General features: G+C 68.4%; 13 protein-coding genes. 3 read left to right on the top strand and 10 right to left on the bottom strand.

Features of this window, described 5'->3' with window-relative positions; genetic code table 11:
* Positions 1 to 5: 5 nt before the first annotated feature.
* From ABZ195_RS02525 to dxr, 8 genes are all read right to left on the bottom strand, one after another.
* Positions 6 to 1,496: a cobyric acid synthase gene (locus ABZ195_RS02525; protein WP_355214546.1), complete on the bottom strand. Its 1,491-nt coding sequence runs from the start codon at positions 1,494 to 1,496 to the stop codon at positions 6 to 8.
* Complete coding sequence (gene map, locus ABZ195_RS02520) at positions 1,493 to 2,353, bottom strand: type I methionyl aminopeptidase (protein WP_355214544.1); 861 nt, start codon at positions 2,351 to 2,353, stop codon at positions 1,493 to 1,495. The genes ABZ195_RS02525 and map overlap by 4 nt, the downstream gene beginning before the upstream one ends.
* 13 nt (positions 2,354 to 2,366) lie before the next feature.
* Entirely contained in the window at positions 2,367 to 2,921 is a 555-nt protein-coding gene (locus ABZ195_RS02515; RefSeq protein WP_355214927.1) for a DUF1707 domain-containing protein, read from the bottom strand.
* A gap of 74 nt (positions 2,922 to 2,995) precedes the next feature.
* Positions 2,996 to 4,819 (bottom strand): penicillin-binding transpeptidase domain-containing protein, encoded by a 1,824-nt coding sequence (locus tag ABZ195_RS02510; protein ID WP_355214543.1) that lies wholly within the window; start codon positions 4,817 to 4,819, stop codon positions 2,996 to 2,998.
* 85 nt (positions 4,820 to 4,904) lie between these two features.
* Positions 4,905 to 5,759, bottom strand: coding sequence for a GNAT family N-acetyltransferase (locus ABZ195_RS02505; RefSeq protein WP_355214541.1), 855 nt, complete (start codon positions 5,757 to 5,759; stop codon positions 4,905 to 4,907).
* Positions 5,760 to 5,808: 49 nt separating this feature from the next.
* Entirely contained in the window at positions 5,809 to 6,969 is a 1,161-nt protein-coding gene (ispG, locus tag ABZ195_RS02500) for a flavodoxin-dependent (E)-4-hydroxy-3-methylbut-2-enyl-diphosphate synthase (protein ID WP_355214539.1), read from the bottom strand.
* 18 nt (positions 6,970 to 6,987) lie between these two features.
* The gene (locus ABZ195_RS02495) at positions 6,988 to 8,217 is read right to left on the bottom strand and encodes a M50 family metallopeptidase (protein ID WP_355214537.1); all 1,230 of its coding nucleotides are present in this window, start codon (positions 8,215 to 8,217) and stop codon (positions 6,988 to 6,990) included.
* A complete protein-coding gene (gene dxr / locus ABZ195_RS02490; protein WP_355214535.1) occupies positions 8,214 to 9,407 on the bottom strand; it encodes a 1-deoxy-D-xylulose-5-phosphate reductoisomerase in 1,194 nt (397 codons plus the stop codon). The genes ABZ195_RS02495 and dxr overlap by 4 nt, the downstream gene beginning before the upstream one ends.
* Before the next feature lie 142 nt (positions 9,408 to 9,549).
* Between dxr and ABZ195_RS02485 the strand changes: the two genes are divergently transcribed.
* Both ABZ195_RS02485 and ABZ195_RS02480 read left to right on the top strand, forming a co-directional pair.
* A complete protein-coding gene (locus ABZ195_RS02485) occupies positions 9,550 to 10,239 on the top strand; it encodes a fasciclin domain-containing protein (RefSeq protein ID WP_355214533.1) in 690 nt (229 codons plus the stop codon).
* 101 nt (positions 10,240 to 10,340) lie between these two features.
* Complete coding sequence (locus tag ABZ195_RS02480) at positions 10,341 to 10,952, top strand: fasciclin domain-containing protein (RefSeq protein WP_355214531.1); 612 nt, start codon at positions 10,341 to 10,343, stop codon at positions 10,950 to 10,952.
* A 73-nt stretch (positions 10,953 to 11,025) separates the two neighbouring features.
* On the opposite strand, the gene ABZ195_RS02475 is transcribed toward ABZ195_RS02480, so the two are convergent.
* Together ABZ195_RS02475 and puuE are read right to left on the bottom strand one after the other, a co-directional pair.
* Positions 11,026 to 12,576 carry a DUF222 domain-containing protein gene (locus tag ABZ195_RS02475; RefSeq protein WP_355214529.1) on the bottom strand — a complete coding sequence of 517 codons (1,551 nt, stop codon included), beginning with the start codon at positions 12,574 to 12,576 and terminating at the stop codon, positions 11,026 to 11,028.
* A 106-nt stretch (positions 12,577 to 12,682) separates the two neighbouring features.
* Entirely contained in the window at positions 12,683 to 13,603 is a 921-nt protein-coding gene (gene puuE / locus ABZ195_RS02470; protein ID WP_355214527.1) for an allantoinase PuuE, read from the bottom strand.
* Positions 13,604 to 13,693: 90 nt separating this feature from the next.
* Between puuE and ABZ195_RS02465 the strand changes: the two genes are divergently transcribed.
* The gene (locus tag ABZ195_RS02465; protein ID WP_355214525.1) at positions 13,694 to 14,986 is read left to right on the top strand and encodes a deoxyribodipyrimidine photo-lyase; all 1,293 of its coding nucleotides are present in this window, start codon (positions 13,694 to 13,696) and stop codon (positions 14,984 to 14,986) included.
* The last annotated feature ends 55 nt before the right edge of the window (positions 14,987 to 15,041 follow it).

The following is a 15,041-nucleotide window of genomic DNA, read 5'->3' as shown; positions in this document are numbered from 1 at the left end:
GCTACTCAGCCGCCGTCGAGGCGGGAGGTGATCACGGGCCGGGGCGGCGCCCCCGAGGCGAGCAGGTCCAGTACCGCGTCGAGGTCGAGGTGCTCGACGAGCAGGTCGGCCATCGCGTCGAGTTGGGCGTCGCGACGTCCCGCGACGTCGACGTCGTCGGCGACGACGAACCCGTGCCGGCCGGCCGCGGTTGCGGCGTCGACGAGCCACTGCCGCCGTACGTCGTCGTTGTCGAACAGCCCGTGCCAGTGCGTGCCGTACACCGCGCCACGGCGGATGCCGACGTCCAGCCAGGGTTCGTCGGCCGTCCGCGTGACCTGGCCGTGGTGAATCTCGTACCCCCGCAACGGCGTCGACCAGTGCTCGAGGGTCTTGTCCACCGCGAAGGCGATGTCGGCGTCGAGGAGGCCAAGCCCCTCGACGCGTCCCGCGCCCGACTCGACCGGGTCGTCGATGGTGCGGCAGAGCATCTGGAATCCGCCGCAGACGCCCACCACGGCGCGCCCGGCCGCCGCGTGCGCGAGAACGCCGTCGGCGAGACCGCGATCCCGCAACCAGCCGAGGTCGGCGACGGTCGCCTTGCTGCCGGGCAGCACCACGACGTCGGCGTCGGCGAGGTCGGCGACGTCGGTGACCCACCGGACCACCACGCCGGGTTCGCACGCCAACGCCTCGACGTCGGTGGAGTTGGAGATCCGGGGCAGCCGCACGGCGGCCACCCGCAGCGTGTCGGCCCCGCGTGCTGGCTCCGGGATGCCGACGATGCGGTGGGCCTGCACCGACAGGGAGTCCTCCGCGTCGAGCCACAGGCCGTCGTCGTAGGGGACGACGCCGTAGGTGGGGCGCCCCGAGAGTCGTTCGAGCTGGTCGAGTCCCGGGGTCAGTAGTGCCGGGTCACCGCGGAACTTGTTCACCACGAACCCCGCGACCAGCCGCTGGTCGGCGGGCTCGAGGACCGCGACGGTGCCGAAGAAGTGGGCCAGCACCCCGCCGCGGTCGATGTCTCCAACGATCAGCACGGGCAGGTCCGCGGCCCGGGCCAGCCCCATGTTGGCCAGATCGGTTGCCCGCAGGTTGATCTCGGCGGGCGACCCGGCTCCCTCACAGATGACGACGTCGAATTCGGCTCGTAGCGAGTTGAGTTCGTCGGCGACGACCGCCGCGAGCATGTCGCGGTGCCGGAAGTAGTCCCCCGCGGCGACCGTGCCCGCCACCCGTCCCTTGACCACGAGTTGGGAGGTCCGGTCCCCGCCCGGCTTGAGTAAGACGGGATTGAACCGCACGCTCGGCTCCAAGCCCGCTGCCCGCGCCTGCATCGCCTGGGCGCGGCCGATCTCGCCACCCTCGACCGTCACGGCCGAGTTGTTGGACATGTTCTGCGCCTTGAACGGCGCAACGCGAATGCCCTTGCGCAGCAACAGCCGACACAACCCGGCGACGACCGTCGACTTGCCGGCGTCAGACGTGGTGCCCGCGACCAGGAGCGCCCCGCTCACTCCGGGAGCGTCAGGATCTCGGCCCCGTCGTCGGTGACCACCAGGGTGTGCTCGAACTGGGCGGTCCACTTCTTGTCCACCGTGGCAACCGTCCAGCCGTCGTCCCAGATCTCGTAGTCCAAGGCGCCCAGGTTGATCATCGGTTCGATGGTGAACGTCATGCCCGGCTCGAGGACCGTGTCGACGGCGGGTTGGTCGTAGTGCAGGACCACCAGCCCGTTGTGAAAGGTCGTGCCGATGCCGTGCCCGGTGAAGTCACGGACGACGTTGTAGCCGAACCTGTTTGCGTAGGCCTCGATGACGCGTCCGACGACCGAGAGTTGGCGGCCCGGCTTGACGGCCTTGATCGCCCGCATGGTCGCTTCGTGGGTGCGCTCGACGAGGAGGCGGTGCTCCTCGGAGACCGCACCGGCGAGGAAGGTGGCGTTGGTGTCGCCGTGGACGCCGTCGACGTAGGCGGTCACGTCGATGTTGACGATGTCGCCGTCCTGGACGACCGTCGAGTCGGGGATGCCGTGGCAGATCACTTCGTTGAGCGACGTGCAGCACGACTTCGGGAAGCTCTTGTAACCCAGCGTCGAGGGGTAGGCCCCGTGGTCGACCATGTACTGGTGGGCGATGCGGTCGAGTTCGTCGGTGGTGACGCCGGGCGCGACTGCCTTGCCGGCCTCGGCCAGTGCGTTGGCGGCGATGCGTCCGGCCACCCGCATCTTCTCGATCACCTCGGGTGTCTGCACCCACGGCTCGGAGCCCTCCTGCACGCTGGACTTCCAGGCGTACTCGGGGCGCGAGATCGACTTGGGCACCGGGAGCGTCGGGGAGAGCTCGCCGGGGCGGAGGGCGGTGCGAACGGACATCGTCCCAGCCTAACTAACCCCTGCCGAACAGCGACTTTCGCGGTCCGCGGACGTCGACGGACCCGCACACGCAGCGGCCGGTCAGGATGACGTGCGGTGACCCCTCCGCGGGCGCGTCCTTCCGGTGGTCGCGGGCACTGCCGACGAGCACCTCGACGTCGTCGATCGACGCGCTGGCGCCCTCGGGCAGCCGGATGTCCACCGAGCCGAACTTCATGTCGAGTTCGATCACGACGATGGGCCCGGCGAAGCGCGCCCTGGTGAGGTCGAGGTCGACCGACCCCATCCGTCGCACCAGCGACAGCCTGGTGGGCACGATCCACTCGCCCTGACGTTTCAGCGAGCCCAGCACGCCGCGCAATTCGACGCGGTCGGTGGCCGTGGTGACGATCGCACCGGGGCCGGGCAGGTCTTCGACGAGCGCGGCGAGCTCGGAGTGCAGTCGGGCCTGCGACACCGCGGCCGACCGCTCCTCGAACTCGCCGATGTCGATGAGCCCGAGCGCCACCGCGTTGTGCAGTCGCCGCAGGGTGCCGTTGCGGTCGGCGTCGGAGATGCGAAGCACCATGGCCTCTGCTCCGGGTGCCCCCGGGTCCGGATTGCTGCTCGTCACGATTCCCGTCCTTTCCGGGACCAGGCTACTCAGACGAGGTAGTCGGGGGGCAGGCCGCCGAGCATGTCCTTGCACATCCGGACGGCGTACTCCGAACTGCCGCCGCCGACGATCAGGGCGGCGAAGGCCAGATCGCCGCGGTAGCCGGCGAACCAGGCGTGCGAGCCGCCGTCGAACTCGGCCTCACCGGTCTTGCCGCGGACGTCGCCGCTGCCGTTGAGTTCCTTGGCCGTGCCGTTGGTCACCACCAACTGCATCATCGGGCGCAGTCCGTCGACCATCTTCGGCGTGATGGTCGGGGTGTCCCCCGACACCTCGGTGTGCCTGCCCTCGATCAGGGTCGGCACCGGCGTCTTGCCCGCGGCCACGGTGGCTGCGGCCAGCGCCATGCCGAAGGGGCTGACCAGGACCTTGCCCTGTCCGAAGCCGTCCTCCGTGCGCTCGGTGAGGTTGACCGTCGGCGGGACCGTTCCGGTGACGGTGCTGATGCCGTCGACGACGTAGTCGGTGCCGATGCCGTACTGCGCGGCGGCGGTGGTCAGCCCGCGCGGCGGCATCTTGCTCGCCAGTTCGGCGAAGGTCGTGTTGCAGGAGTTGGCGAACGCGCGCGACATCGGCACGGTGCCGAGGTCGAACCCTCCGTAGTTGGGGATGGTCCGCTGCCCGATGTCGATGTGCCCGGGGCAACCCAGAAGTGTGTTGGGCGTCGCCATGTCACGATCGATGGCCGCGCCGGCGGTGATGATCTTGAACGTCGACCCCGGCGGGTAGAGGCCGGTGGTGGCCGCGGGTCCGTCGACGTCGGCGGCGGCGTTCTGGGCGACGGCCAGGATCTCGCCGGTGGACGGCTTGATGGCGACGATCATGGCCTTGCGCCCGACCATGTCGACGGCGTCCTGGGCCGCGTTCTGCACCGAGCGGTCCAGGCTGATGGTGACCGAAGGTGCTGGAGCACCCGGGGTTTCGTCGAGGACCTCGACGTCGGCGCCGTTCTGGTTGACGCTGACCACACGCCAGCCGGCCTGACCGTCGAGCTCGTCGGAGACCGACTTCTTGACCTGGTTGATGATGTCGGGCGCGAAGCGGTCGTCGACGGGCAGCAATTCGGCGTGCGGCGTGATGACGACGCCCGGAAGGTTGCCGATCGCCGGCGCCACCGCGTCGCGGTCGGATTGACGCAGCGTGATGAGGTTCAGCGGAGTGGTCGACGAGCTGGCCGTCTCGGCGAGACGTTGGGCGTCCATCGTGGAGTCGAAGCGGCGCAGCGTGTCGGCGACGATCCGGGCCGTCGGCATCAGATCGCCGCCGGCGGCCTTGGCATCGAGCGCGTAGTTGTACAGGAATCCCGGCCGCAGCACGTCGCTGCCGCCACGCTCGTTGACCGACGCGCGCGGTGGGGCGTCCGCACGCAGGGCCAACGTCTGATTCTCACCGAGGTTGGGATGCAATCCCGTTGCGCTCCAACGCACTTCCCACCGACCCTCGTCGCGCACCATGTTCAGCTGCCCGTCGTAGGTCCAGGTCCGCTTCTTCGGCAGGTGCCAGGTGTAGCGGTAGGTGACGCTGCCGGTGTCCTCGGCGTACTTGGAGCCGAGGATCTGTGCGTCGAGCTTGGTCGCCTGCAGGCCGGCCCATGCCTCGTTGAGGGCGGCACGCGCCTGGGCGGGGTGGTCGCTGAAGTCGGCGGCCGCGCCGGTGTCGCCCTTGGCGAGCGCGGTGAAGAAGGCCGTCGCCACCGGTTCGGGCCCGTTGGGGCGTGGGGTGCAGGCGCTCAGTCCACCGGCGGCCGCCATCAGCGCGAGAACCGTCAGGAGACCAGTGACCCGTGATGCGGATGAGGTTCGTGTTGCCATTGAGGCTGATGTTAGAAGCCGCGACGACCCAATTCCCGGAGGCGCACCGAGACGAATTCGTGATTGGCCGGGAACCTCGCCGTGATCAGTCGAGCAACACGGTGGCGAACGTACCCACCTCGGTGAAACCGATGCGAGCGTAGGTGGCCCGCGCAATCGTGTTGTACCCGTTGACGTAGAGGCTGGCGGTGCGCCCGCTACGGACGACCGCCCGGGCCAGCGCCGCGGTGCCGGCGACGCCGAGTCCGCGGCCGCGCCAGTCCGGATGCACCCAGACGCCCTGGATCTGACCGACCGACGGCGACTGCGACCCGACCTCGGCCTTGAAGACGACCTGGCCGTGTTCGAAGCGGGCCCAGGCCCGGCCCGCGGTGATGAGTCCGGCGACCCGACGCCGGTAGCCGCGACCGCCGTCCCCCATCCGGGGGTCTACGCCCACCTCCCCGATGAACATGTCGATCGCCGCCACCAGATAGGCGTCGAGTTCCTCGATGCGCACCGGGCGCACCTGCGGGTCGACGGGACACTGCGGCGGCGTGGACAGCGCCATCAGGGGCTGGTGTTCGCGGACGTCACGCGCCGGACCCCAGGACCGCTCGAGGCGGTGCCACATCGGCATCACCAACTCGGTGCGGCCGACCAGCGACGAACAGCGCCGGGGCGTGCTGGCGGCCTTGTCGGCGAATGCCAAGAGGTCCGACACCTCACCGCGCAGCGGAATCAGGTTGGCGCCGGCGAAGCACAGCGAATCGCTCGGTCGCCGCCGCGTCCACATCTCGCCGCCGATCGACGTCGGGTCCACCCCGTGGTCGGCCACCCTGGAGGCGACCATGCACGAACCGACCGGATCCTCGTCGAGCACCCGGCGCACCATGGTGGCGTCACGGACCACCGTCACACGTCGCTCCTCGGCGAGGCGAAACAGTGGCGGAGCGGACATCTGAACCTTCTAGGAAACAGCGGCGGTGACCCTGCTCACAGGGTCGAGTTCAGCTTACGGTCACAACGGGAGCGCCGCTGACATCTGGTCCACTGGCCGGATCCATCTCGGCGGCGATCTTCATCGCCTCTTCGATGAGCGTCTCGACGATCATCTGCTCGGGAACCGTCTTGATGACCTCGCCCTTGACGAAGATCTGGCCCTTGCCGTTGCCGGACGCGACGCCGAGATCGGCCTCTCGGGCCTCGCCGGGACCGTTGACGACGCAGCCCATGACCGCCACCCGCAGCGGAATGTCCATGCCCTCCAAGCCCGCCGACACCTCGTTGGCGAGTGTGTAGACGTCGACCTGAGCGCGTCCGCAGGACGGACAGGACACGATCTCCAACCCGCGCGGACGCAGATTGAGCGATTCCAGGATCTGGTTGCCGACCTTGATCTCCTCGACCGGCGGCGCCGAGAGGGAGACCCTGATCGTGTCGCCGATGCCCTTGGCGAGCAGCGCGCCGAAGGCGACCGCGGACTTGATCGTGCCCTGGAACGCCGGTCCGGCCTCGGTCACCCCGAGGTGCAGCGGGTAGTCGCACTGTTCGGCGAGCAGTTCGTAGGCGGCGACCATGATGACGGGGTCGTTGTGCTTGACGCTGATCTTGATGTCGCCGAAGCCATGCTCCTCGAACAGCGACGCCTCCCAGAGCGCCGACTCGACGAGCGCTTCGGGAGTGGCCCTGCCGTACTTCCTCATCAGGCGCGGGTCGAGGGAGCCGGCGTTGACGCCGATGCGGATCGGGATGCCGGCGTCACCGGCGGCCTTGGCGACCTCCTTGACCCGGCCGTCGAACTCCTTGATGTTGCCGGGGTTGACGCGCACCGCGGCGCAGCCTGCGTCGATCGCGGCGAAGATGTACTTCGGCTGGAAGTGGATGTCGGCGATGACCGGGATGTTGGCCTTCTTGGCGATCGCCGGCAGCGCGTCGGCGTCCTCCTGCCGTGGGCAGGCGACGCGCACGATGTCGCAGCCGGACGCCGTCAGTTCGGCGATCTGCTGCAGCGTGGAGTTGATGTCATGGGTCTTGGTGGTGCACATCGACTGCACGGCGATCGGGTAGTCGCTGCCGACGCCCACGTTGCCCACCATCAGCTGGCGCGTCTTGCGGCGCGGAGACAACGTGGGGGGCGGCGGTACCGGCAATCCCAGACCGACGGTCATGATGACTTCCTTCTCCTGCTATTGGAACAACTTGATCGGATTGACCAGGTCGGCTGTGACGGTCAGCAACATGTATCCACCCACGACCACCAGGACGACGTAGGTCGCGGGCATCAGCTTGAGGTAGTTGACCGGGGCGCCGGCGACTTTGCCGCGCGCGGAGCGAATCAGGTTGCGGATCTTCTCGTAGACGGCGATGGCGATGTGTCCGCCGTCGAAGGGCAGCAACGGCAGCAGGTTCACCGCGCCGAGGACGAAGTTCAGCTGGGCCAGGAAGAACCAGAACATCACCCACAGACCGTGGTCGACGGTCTCGCCGCCGATGATGCTGGCCCCGACGACGCTGATCGGCGTCTCCTTGTCCCGCTCACCGCCGCCGATGGCGTCGACGAGCGCGCCCATCTTGCTGGGGATCTTGGCCAGCGACTTGCCGAGCTCGACCATCAGGTCGCCGGTGAAGGCGAAGGTGCCGGGCACTGCCGAGAGCGGGTTGTACTGCGTGGGCTCGAAGCGGGCGGGGGCGATCCCGACGGCGCCGACCGTGGTGGGCGCGGCGGCGTCCTCCTTGGTGAAGCGCTGGGTCTGCGTGACGTCGACGGTGGTGGTGAACTCCTCCGTGCGGCCGTTCTCGGTGCGCTGCACGACGAATGGCGTCGGCGCGTCCAGTTTGCGGACGGCGGCGACCATCTGCTCGAAGGTGTTCACGTCGGTGTCGCCGACCTTGACCACGGTGTCGCCGGGTTCGATGCCGGCCGCCGCTGCCGGACCGGGACCGGTGCACTCCCCCAACTTCTCCTTGGACACCTGCGAGGCGACGCAGGCCGTCTCCCCAACGATGGCCGTGGTCGGCGGATGCAGGTTGGGCAGTCCCCACACGATGGCGATGCCGTAGATCAGCACCAGACCGATGACGAAGTTCATCGCGGGACCGGCGAACAGCACGGCCACGCGCTTCCACACCTTCTGGCGGAACATCGCGTAGGGGCGGTCCTCGGGCGAGAGTTCCTCCACTGACGTCATGCCCGCGATATCGCAGAAGCCGCCGAGCGGTACGGCCTTCACGCCGTATTCGGTGTAGCCGAGCCGGTTGCGGCGCTTGGTCGACCACAGCGTCGGTCCGAATCCGACGAAGTATCGACGGACCTTCATCCCGGTGGCGCGCGCGATCCACATGTGACCGCATTCGTGCAGCGCGACCGACAGCAAGATGGCCAGTGCGAACAGCACAATGCCCAGTGCGAACATCATCTGGTTGCCAAGACCTCCCGTGCTGCCCTCTCCACCGCGGTGCCGGCCGTGGCCTTGGCCCAGTCCTGCGCAGCGAGTACGTCGTCCACGGTAGCCGGTTCCGCCGACCACTGGTCGGCAGCGCGCAGGACCTCGGCGACGATTCGGACGATGGCGGGAAAGCGGATGCGCCCGGCGAGGAAGGCCTCGGCCGCCTCTTCGTTGGCGGCGTTGTAGACGGCGGTCAAGCAGCCGCCCCTGGTGCCCGCTTCACGCGCGAGCGCCACCGCGGGAAACACCTCGTCGTCGAGCGGTTCGAAGGTCCAGGTGGAGGCCGTGGTCCAGTCACACGCCCGCGCGGCGCCGGGAACGCGCGCCGGCCACCCCAGCGCCAGGGCGATCGGCAGCTTCATGTCGGGTGGACTGGCCTGAGCGATCGTCGAACCGTCGACGAACGTGACCATCGAGTGCACGATCGACTGCGGGTGGACCACGACGTCGATGCGGTCATACGGCACGCCGAACAGCAGGTGCGTCTCGATCAGCTCGAGACCCTTGTTGACCAGCGAGGCCGAGTTGAGCGTGTTCATCGGCCCCATCGACCACGTGGGGTGTGCGCCAGCCTGCTCGGGTGTGACGCCCTCCAGGTCGGCGGCGACCCAGCCGCGGAAGGGACCACCCGAGGCCGTCAGCACCAGCCGGTCGACTTCGTCGGCGGTGCCGCCGCGCAGGCACTGTGCCAGGGCCGAATGCTCGGAGTCCACCGGGACGATCTGGTCCGGCTTGGCCGCCTTCAGCACCAGGGGGCCGCCGGCGATCAACGATTCCTTGTTGGCCAAGGCCAGTCGCGCACCCGACTCCAGGGCGGCCAGGGTGGGCCGCAGTCCAAGCGCCCCGACGAGGGCGTTGAGCACGACGTCGGCCTCGGTGTTCTCGACCAGGTGTGTGGCCGCGTCGGCGCCGACGTAGGTGACGTCGTCGAGTTTCGCGGCGGCATTGGAGGAGGCCACCGCGACGTTGGTGACGCCGGTCTCGGCACGCTGGCGGGCCAGGAGGTCGGGGTTGGCACCGCCGGCGGCCAGCCCGACGACCTCGAAGCGGTCGGGGTTTGCGGCGATGACCTCGAGGGCCTGGGTGCCGATCGAACCGGTGCTGCCGAGGACCAGTACGCGCACGCGATCCGAACTCACCCGTCCATTGTGCCGCGTCACCCGGCCCGTGACGAAAGCGCAATCCGAATGTGACGCGGATATGACGGACCGGCCCGTATTCCCATCCGTGATCACAGTCACCGCGAATGCCCCATGAGGACGGCGGCACGTGCCGTCCCTGACACATTGGAGTGATCACGTCATGAACTCAGCACACCGCAAGGCGATTGCTGCGCTAGGCCTGACCGCCGTAGCCGTCATGGGCACCGCCGCGTGCTCGAAGGAAGAGGCCAGCTCGACCGCGAGTTCCGTCTCCAGCAGTGCCAGCAGCATCTCCTCCAGCGTGATGAGCAGCTCGACGTCGAGCGCGCCCATGACCGGTGCGGCCGACCCTGCCGCGGGCCTGGTCGGCAGTGGTTGCGCTGGCTACGCCGAGAAGGTGCCCGAGGGCGCCGGCTCCGTCGCCGGCATGGCCAAGGACCCGGTGGCGACGGCTGCCTCGAACAACCCGCTCCTCACCACGCTGACCGCTGCGGTGTCCGGAAAGCTCAACCCCGGCGTCAACCTGGTCGACACCCTCAACGGTGGCCAGTTCACCGTGATCGCGCCGACCGACGACGCATTCGCCAAGATCGACGCGGCCACCCTCGAGAAGCTCAAGACCGACGCGCCGTTGCTCACCAGCATCCTGACCTACCACGTGATCCCGGGTCAGCTGAGCCCGGAGCAGGTCGCCGGCACGCACAAGACGGTCGAGGGTGCCGACGTCACCGTGACCGGCGCCGGTGAAGGCCTCAAGTTCGATTCCTCGGGCCTGGTGTGTGGCGGTGTCAAGACCGCCAACGCGACCGTCTACATGGTCGACACCGTGATGATGCCTCCGGCCAAGTAACAAGAGCCACAACGGATTCAACGGGTGGTGTCCCGCTGCACGCTCCTGCGCCCGCGGGGCACCACCCGTGTCTGCTTCACCAACGAAGAAAGTTGAAACACATGAAACTGTCCGAGAAGACCAAGAAGGCCGTCACCGGCACCTCGATCGCAGCACTGGCCGTCGCCGGGCTGCTTGCCTCCACCGGCATTGCCCAGGCAAGCCCCGCCGAGGGCTTGGTCGGCAACAGCTGCGCCGCCTACGCCAAGGAAGTTCCGACCGGCCCCGGCTCGGTGCAGGGCATGTCGATGGATCCCGTGGCTACCGCGGCGTCCAACAACCCGATGCTGACCACGCTGACCGCCGCGGTCTCGGGCCAGCTCAACCCTCAGGTCAACCTGGTCGACACGCTGAACAGCGGTGACTTCACCGTGTTCGCCCCGACCGACGACGCGTTCAAGAAGATCGATCCGGCGACCATCGACAAGCTCAAGACCGATGCGCCGCTGCTGACCAGCATCCTGACCTACCACGTGGTTCCGGGTCGGCTCAGCCCCGAGCAGGTCGTCGGCACCCACAAGACGGTCGAGGGCGGCGAAGTCACCGTGACCGGCATGGGACCGGACCTCAAGGTCAACGACGCCGGCCTGGTGTGCGGTGGCGTGCAGACCGCCAACGCCACGGTCTACATGATCGACACCGTTCTGATGCCGCCGGCTCCCCCGGCGATGTAATCGCACACCTTTCGGCTGCAGGGCGGTCCGGGCTTCGGCTCGGGCCGCCCTGTTGCGTTGGCGGTCACGGGCTTCACTCGCCCTCCCCGTTCACGTGGCGTTCTCGGCGGACGCGGTCAGTGTGGGCCTGAGTGCGGGTGGTTCTGCGGCGGGGCATGGTGAGTCCGGCGGTGTGAGCCGTGGGCCCTCCGGTCGTCGTCACCGTGGCAGTGGGTCTACTGAGTTCGGGGAAGAGCAGCCTGCTGCCTGGTGTGGTGATGAATTCCTGGCCATCCGGCGCGGTCCAAAGAACCGTGCCGTCGTCGAGTTGTCTGTCGCGCCAGCCATTCTCGCCGCCCCAGAAGGTCTTGAGCAGGTGGTGTCGACGGCATGGGCATTTGAGGTTGGATGCCGTGGTAGGTCCGTGGGGCCAGGGGATGGTGTGGTCGATGTCTGTTTGGGTGGCGGGCATGCGGCAGCCGGGGAAGCGGCAGGTCATGTCGCGGCAGCGGATGAAGTCGGCCAGTTTCTTGGATGGTCGGTACCGGTTCTCGGGTGGGGCTTGGCCGGGGTGCACGATCGGGGTGATCATCGCTCCGATGGTGGCGCGGCAGGCGATCGCCCCCGGCAGGAACTGGCCACCCATCAACGCCGCGGGGCGAAGCTGCGCGAGGTGTCCCGGTGTCGGGGTGAGGGCCTCGGTGAGGGTGAGGTCGCGCAGGGGCTTGTCGAATAGCGGTGGGTGGTGGCCGTCGAGGGCGGCGGATTCGTCGGTGGGCGGGGTCTCGTGTGTCGGTGCGGGGGTCTCGGGTCTCGGTGCGGGAGTCTCGGGCTCGGGGTCGGCCAGCGTCTCTTCACTGGCGATGACGTAGACCACCACTCCCGACGCGGGTGGGTTTTGGGCGGCGGGGCAGTCGTCGGTGCCGCACAGGCAGGCCATGCGGTCGTTCCCACCAGCGCCGAAGGCGTCGGCGCGGAGTTGATCAGCGGTCCGCGGGTCGGCGGGGCACACCGTGGCGGCCAGGGCTCGCAGTCGGGCCTGCAACGCCTTCGCGTCATGGGCGAAGAGGGTGGCGTACAGGGTGGCCATACCGCTGCCGTCCTCGTCGATGGAGATCTCCACCGACCGACTCCGCGCCTTGGTCTCGTTGCGCCGCACCGCCTGCGGGTCGACGCGCGCGACATGGGCGTCGATCGTCTTCTCGGTCTTGTCCACCGACATGGGCTCCCAGTCCCCGAACGCCTCGGCCAGGAGTGCATCCAGGGTCCGTAGGGCGTCGGGGTCGATGACCAGGGCGGCGCGTGTGACCACCGTCTTCACCAACGCATAGGTGATGAGCCCTTGGGCGAAGACTGCGGCCACCTTCGGGAAGCGTTCGTGCAACGCGACGGCAATCAGCAATTGGTGGGAGGCCGCTCCGGGGGTGATGCGTTGCGCGGCGCCGATATGCGCGGCGACGGCGTCGAAATCGTCCAGACACCACTGGTCCCGATCCGCCGATCCCGACGCGGCATAGGCCTCGTCGAGCATCGCGGCCATCGACGCCACCCGACGGGCGCACGCCGCGTTCTCCACCCGCGACCACGACCACAGCGCCCCGGCACCGCGGGTGCCGGTCGTGACGTCCACCAACTGATCGAACATGTGTTCGATTCTATCGGTCGACACCGACGCTTGACAGACGGCGAGTCAGGCCTGTGGATAACTCCAAAACACCTGCGCCGCAGCCTCATCACCGACTGCCAGTAGGTCACGCATCCGGCGGGAAATTCTCCTGCCAATGCCGGGCGACGTCCACCCGGCGGGCGACCCACACCCCGTCGTGCGCCTGCACGTGGTCGAGGAATCTGCCGAGCGCGGCGATGCGCGCAGGCCGGCCGACGAGTCGACAATGCAGACCCACCGACAACATCTTCGGAGCGCCCGCCACCCCCTCGGCGTACAGCACGTCGAACGCGTCACGCAGATAGGTGAAGAACTCGCCGCCGGAGGGAAATCCGCTCGCCGAGACGTACTTCATGTCGTTGGTGTCCAGCGTGTAGGGCACGACGAGGTGGTCGCGCCCAGAGACCCGCGTCCAGTACGGCAGGTCGTCGGCATAGGAGTCGGAGTCATACAGAAAACCCCCGTGCTCGACGACGAGCCTGCGGGTGTTGGGCGAATCCCGACCGGTGTACCAGCCCAGCGGCGGCTCTCCGGTGAGCTCGGTCAGGATGCGCACCGCCTCCGCCATGTCGGCGCGTTCGACCTCCTCGTCGACCAATTGGTAGCTACGCCACTTGAGGCCGTGGCAGGCGATCTCATCACCGCGGGACCGGAAGGCCGCCACCGCCTCGGGGTTACGGGCCAGCGCCGTGGCCACGCCGAAGATGGTCAGCGGCAGCCCGCGCTCGTCGAACATTCGCAGCACGCGCCACAGACCCGCCCGCGACCCGTACTCGTACAGCGACTCCATGCTCATATGCCGGTTCGGAAATGCTTGTGCACCAATGATTTCCGACAGAAACGTCTCCGACGCCTCGTCACCGTGCAGGACGTTGTTCTCGCCACCCTCCTCGTAGTTGAGCACGAACTGCACGGCGACGTGGGCGCCACCGGGCCAGTTCGGATTCGGCGGATGCGGCCCGTACCCCACCATGTCGCGGGGATAGTCGTCGGTCGTCGGCGTCATGGTGGGATTGTCGCAGTGGACCGTGTCCAAATCCTGACGACCACCGACCTCGAGGTTTTCTCGTTGCGCGCGACGGGGAAGATCAGGGGCATGCCAACGTTGCTGTGGTTTCGTCGCGACCTGCGCCTGCACGATCTGCCCGCCCTGCTCGACGCCGCCAAGGAGGACGAGGAAGTCCTGGCCTGCTACGTGCTCGACCCCCGGCTGAAGAAGTCCGCCGGCCCCCGTCGGCTGCAGTACCTCTACGACTCGCTGCGGGAGTTGCGCGACGGTCTCGACGGCCGGCTGCTGGTCGTCCGGGGCGACCCCGTGGACCGCATTCCGGCGCTGGTGAAGAAGACCAAGGCCACCTCGGTTCACGTGTCGGCTGACTATCTCGACTTCGGCAAGCGCAGGGATGACGCCGTCCGCAAGGCGCTGGGCGACATTCCCCTCGAAGAGTCCGGGTCGCCGTATCTGGTGTCCCCCGGAAGGGTGACGAAGGACGACGGCACCCCGTACAAGGTGTTCACGCCGTTCTACTCGGCGTGGAAGGCCCACGGCTGGCGGGCGCCCGCCCGCACCTCGGCGAAGTCGGCCCGCTGGATCGACCCCGCCGACGTGGGCGGGGGCGTCGACGTTCCCGCGGGGGACGCCGAACTCGACCACCCGGCCGGTGAGGCGGCGGCGCGCAAGGCGTGGAAGAAGTTCGTCGGCTCGGCGCTCGAGGACTACGCCGACGATCGCGACCGGCCCGACCACGACGGCACCAGCCGGATGTCGGCGCACCTCAAGTTCGGCACCATCCACCCTCGCACGATGGCCGCCGACCTCGGTGGCGGCAAGGGAGCCCAGGCCTATCTGCGCGAGCTCGCATTCCGGGACTTCTACGCCACCGTGGTGCACGCGTGGCCCGAGAGCACGTGGTGGAACTGGAACAAGAACTTCGACCGCATCGAGGTCGACGAGGACGCGGACGCCAAGAAGAAGTTCGAGGCCTGGAAGGCGGGCAAGACCGGGTTCCCGATCGTGGACGCCGGCATGCGTCAGCTCGCCGAGACCGGCTTCATGCACAATCGCGTCCGGATGATCACCGCGTCGTTCCTGGTGAAGGATCTGCACCTCCCGTGGCAGTGGGGAGCGCGCTGGTTCCTCGAGCAGCTCACCGACGGCGACCTGGCCAGCAATCAACACGGCTGGCAGTGGGCGGCCGGCTGCGGCACCGACGCCGCCCCGTACTTCCGCGTGTTCAACCCGACCACCCAGGGCAACAAGTTCGATCCCGACGGCGCCTACGTCAAGCGCTGGGTGCCGGAGTACGGGGGTGACGACTATCCCGAGCCGATGGTCGACCACGCCGCCGAGCGCGTCGAGGCACTGCGCCGCTACGAGGCCGTCCGCTAAATACGACGCCGTGTCGTATGCCAGAATGGGCACAGTTGACCGCACCCCTGAGGAG

Source organism: Mycobacterium sp. NPDC006124 (genome assembly GCF_040614235.1).
GTDB lineage: Bacteria > Actinomycetota > Actinomycetes > Mycobacteriales > Mycobacteriaceae > Mycobacterium.
The sequence above is the reverse complement of the archived record's forward strand: the minus strand, read 5'-3'. Positions and strand labels throughout refer to the sequence as shown.

What these genes read in the sequence shown, in the direction of transcription:
- map (WP_355214544.1), bottom strand. Translation starts at nt 2,353, where the DNA reads ATGTCCGTTCGCACCGCCCTCCGCCCCGGCGAGCTCTCCCCGACGCTC.
- ABZ195_RS02515 (WP_355214927.1), bottom strand. Translation starts at nt 2,921, where the DNA reads ATGGTGCTTCGCATCTCCGACGCCGACCGCAACGGCACCCTGCGGCGA.
- ABZ195_RS02510 (WP_355214543.1), bottom strand. Translation starts at nt 4,819, where the DNA reads ATGGCAACACGAACCTCATCCGCATCACGGGTCACTGGTCTCCTGACG.
- ABZ195_RS02505 (WP_355214541.1), bottom strand. Translation starts at nt 5,759, where the DNA reads ATGTCCGCTCCGCCACTGTTTCGCCTCGCCGAGGAGCGACGTGTGACG.
- ispG (WP_355214539.1), bottom strand. Translation starts at nt 6,969, where the DNA reads ATGACCGTCGGTCTGGGATTGCCGGTACCGCCGCCCCCCACGTTGTCT.
- ABZ195_RS02495 (WP_355214537.1), bottom strand. Translation starts at nt 8,217, where the DNA reads ATGATGTTCGCACTGGGCATTGTGCTGTTCGCACTGGCCATCTTGCTG.
- ABZ195_RS02485 (WP_355214533.1), top strand. Translation starts at nt 9,550, where the DNA reads ATGAACTCAGCACACCGCAAGGCGATTGCTGCGCTAGGCCTGACCGCC.
- ABZ195_RS02480 (WP_355214531.1), top strand. Translation starts at nt 10,341, where the DNA reads ATGAAACTGTCCGAGAAGACCAAGAAGGCCGTCACCGGCACCTCGATC.
- ABZ195_RS02475 (WP_355214529.1), bottom strand. Translation starts at nt 12,576, where the DNA reads ATGTTCGATCAGTTGGTGGACGTCACGACCGGCACCCGCGGTGCCGGG.
- puuE (WP_355214527.1), bottom strand. Translation starts at nt 13,603, where the DNA reads ATGACGCCGACGACCGACGACTATCCCCGCGACATGGTGGGGTACGGG.
- ABZ195_RS02465 (WP_355214525.1), top strand. Translation starts at nt 13,694, where the DNA reads ATGCCAACGTTGCTGTGGTTTCGTCGCGACCTGCGCCTGCACGATCTG.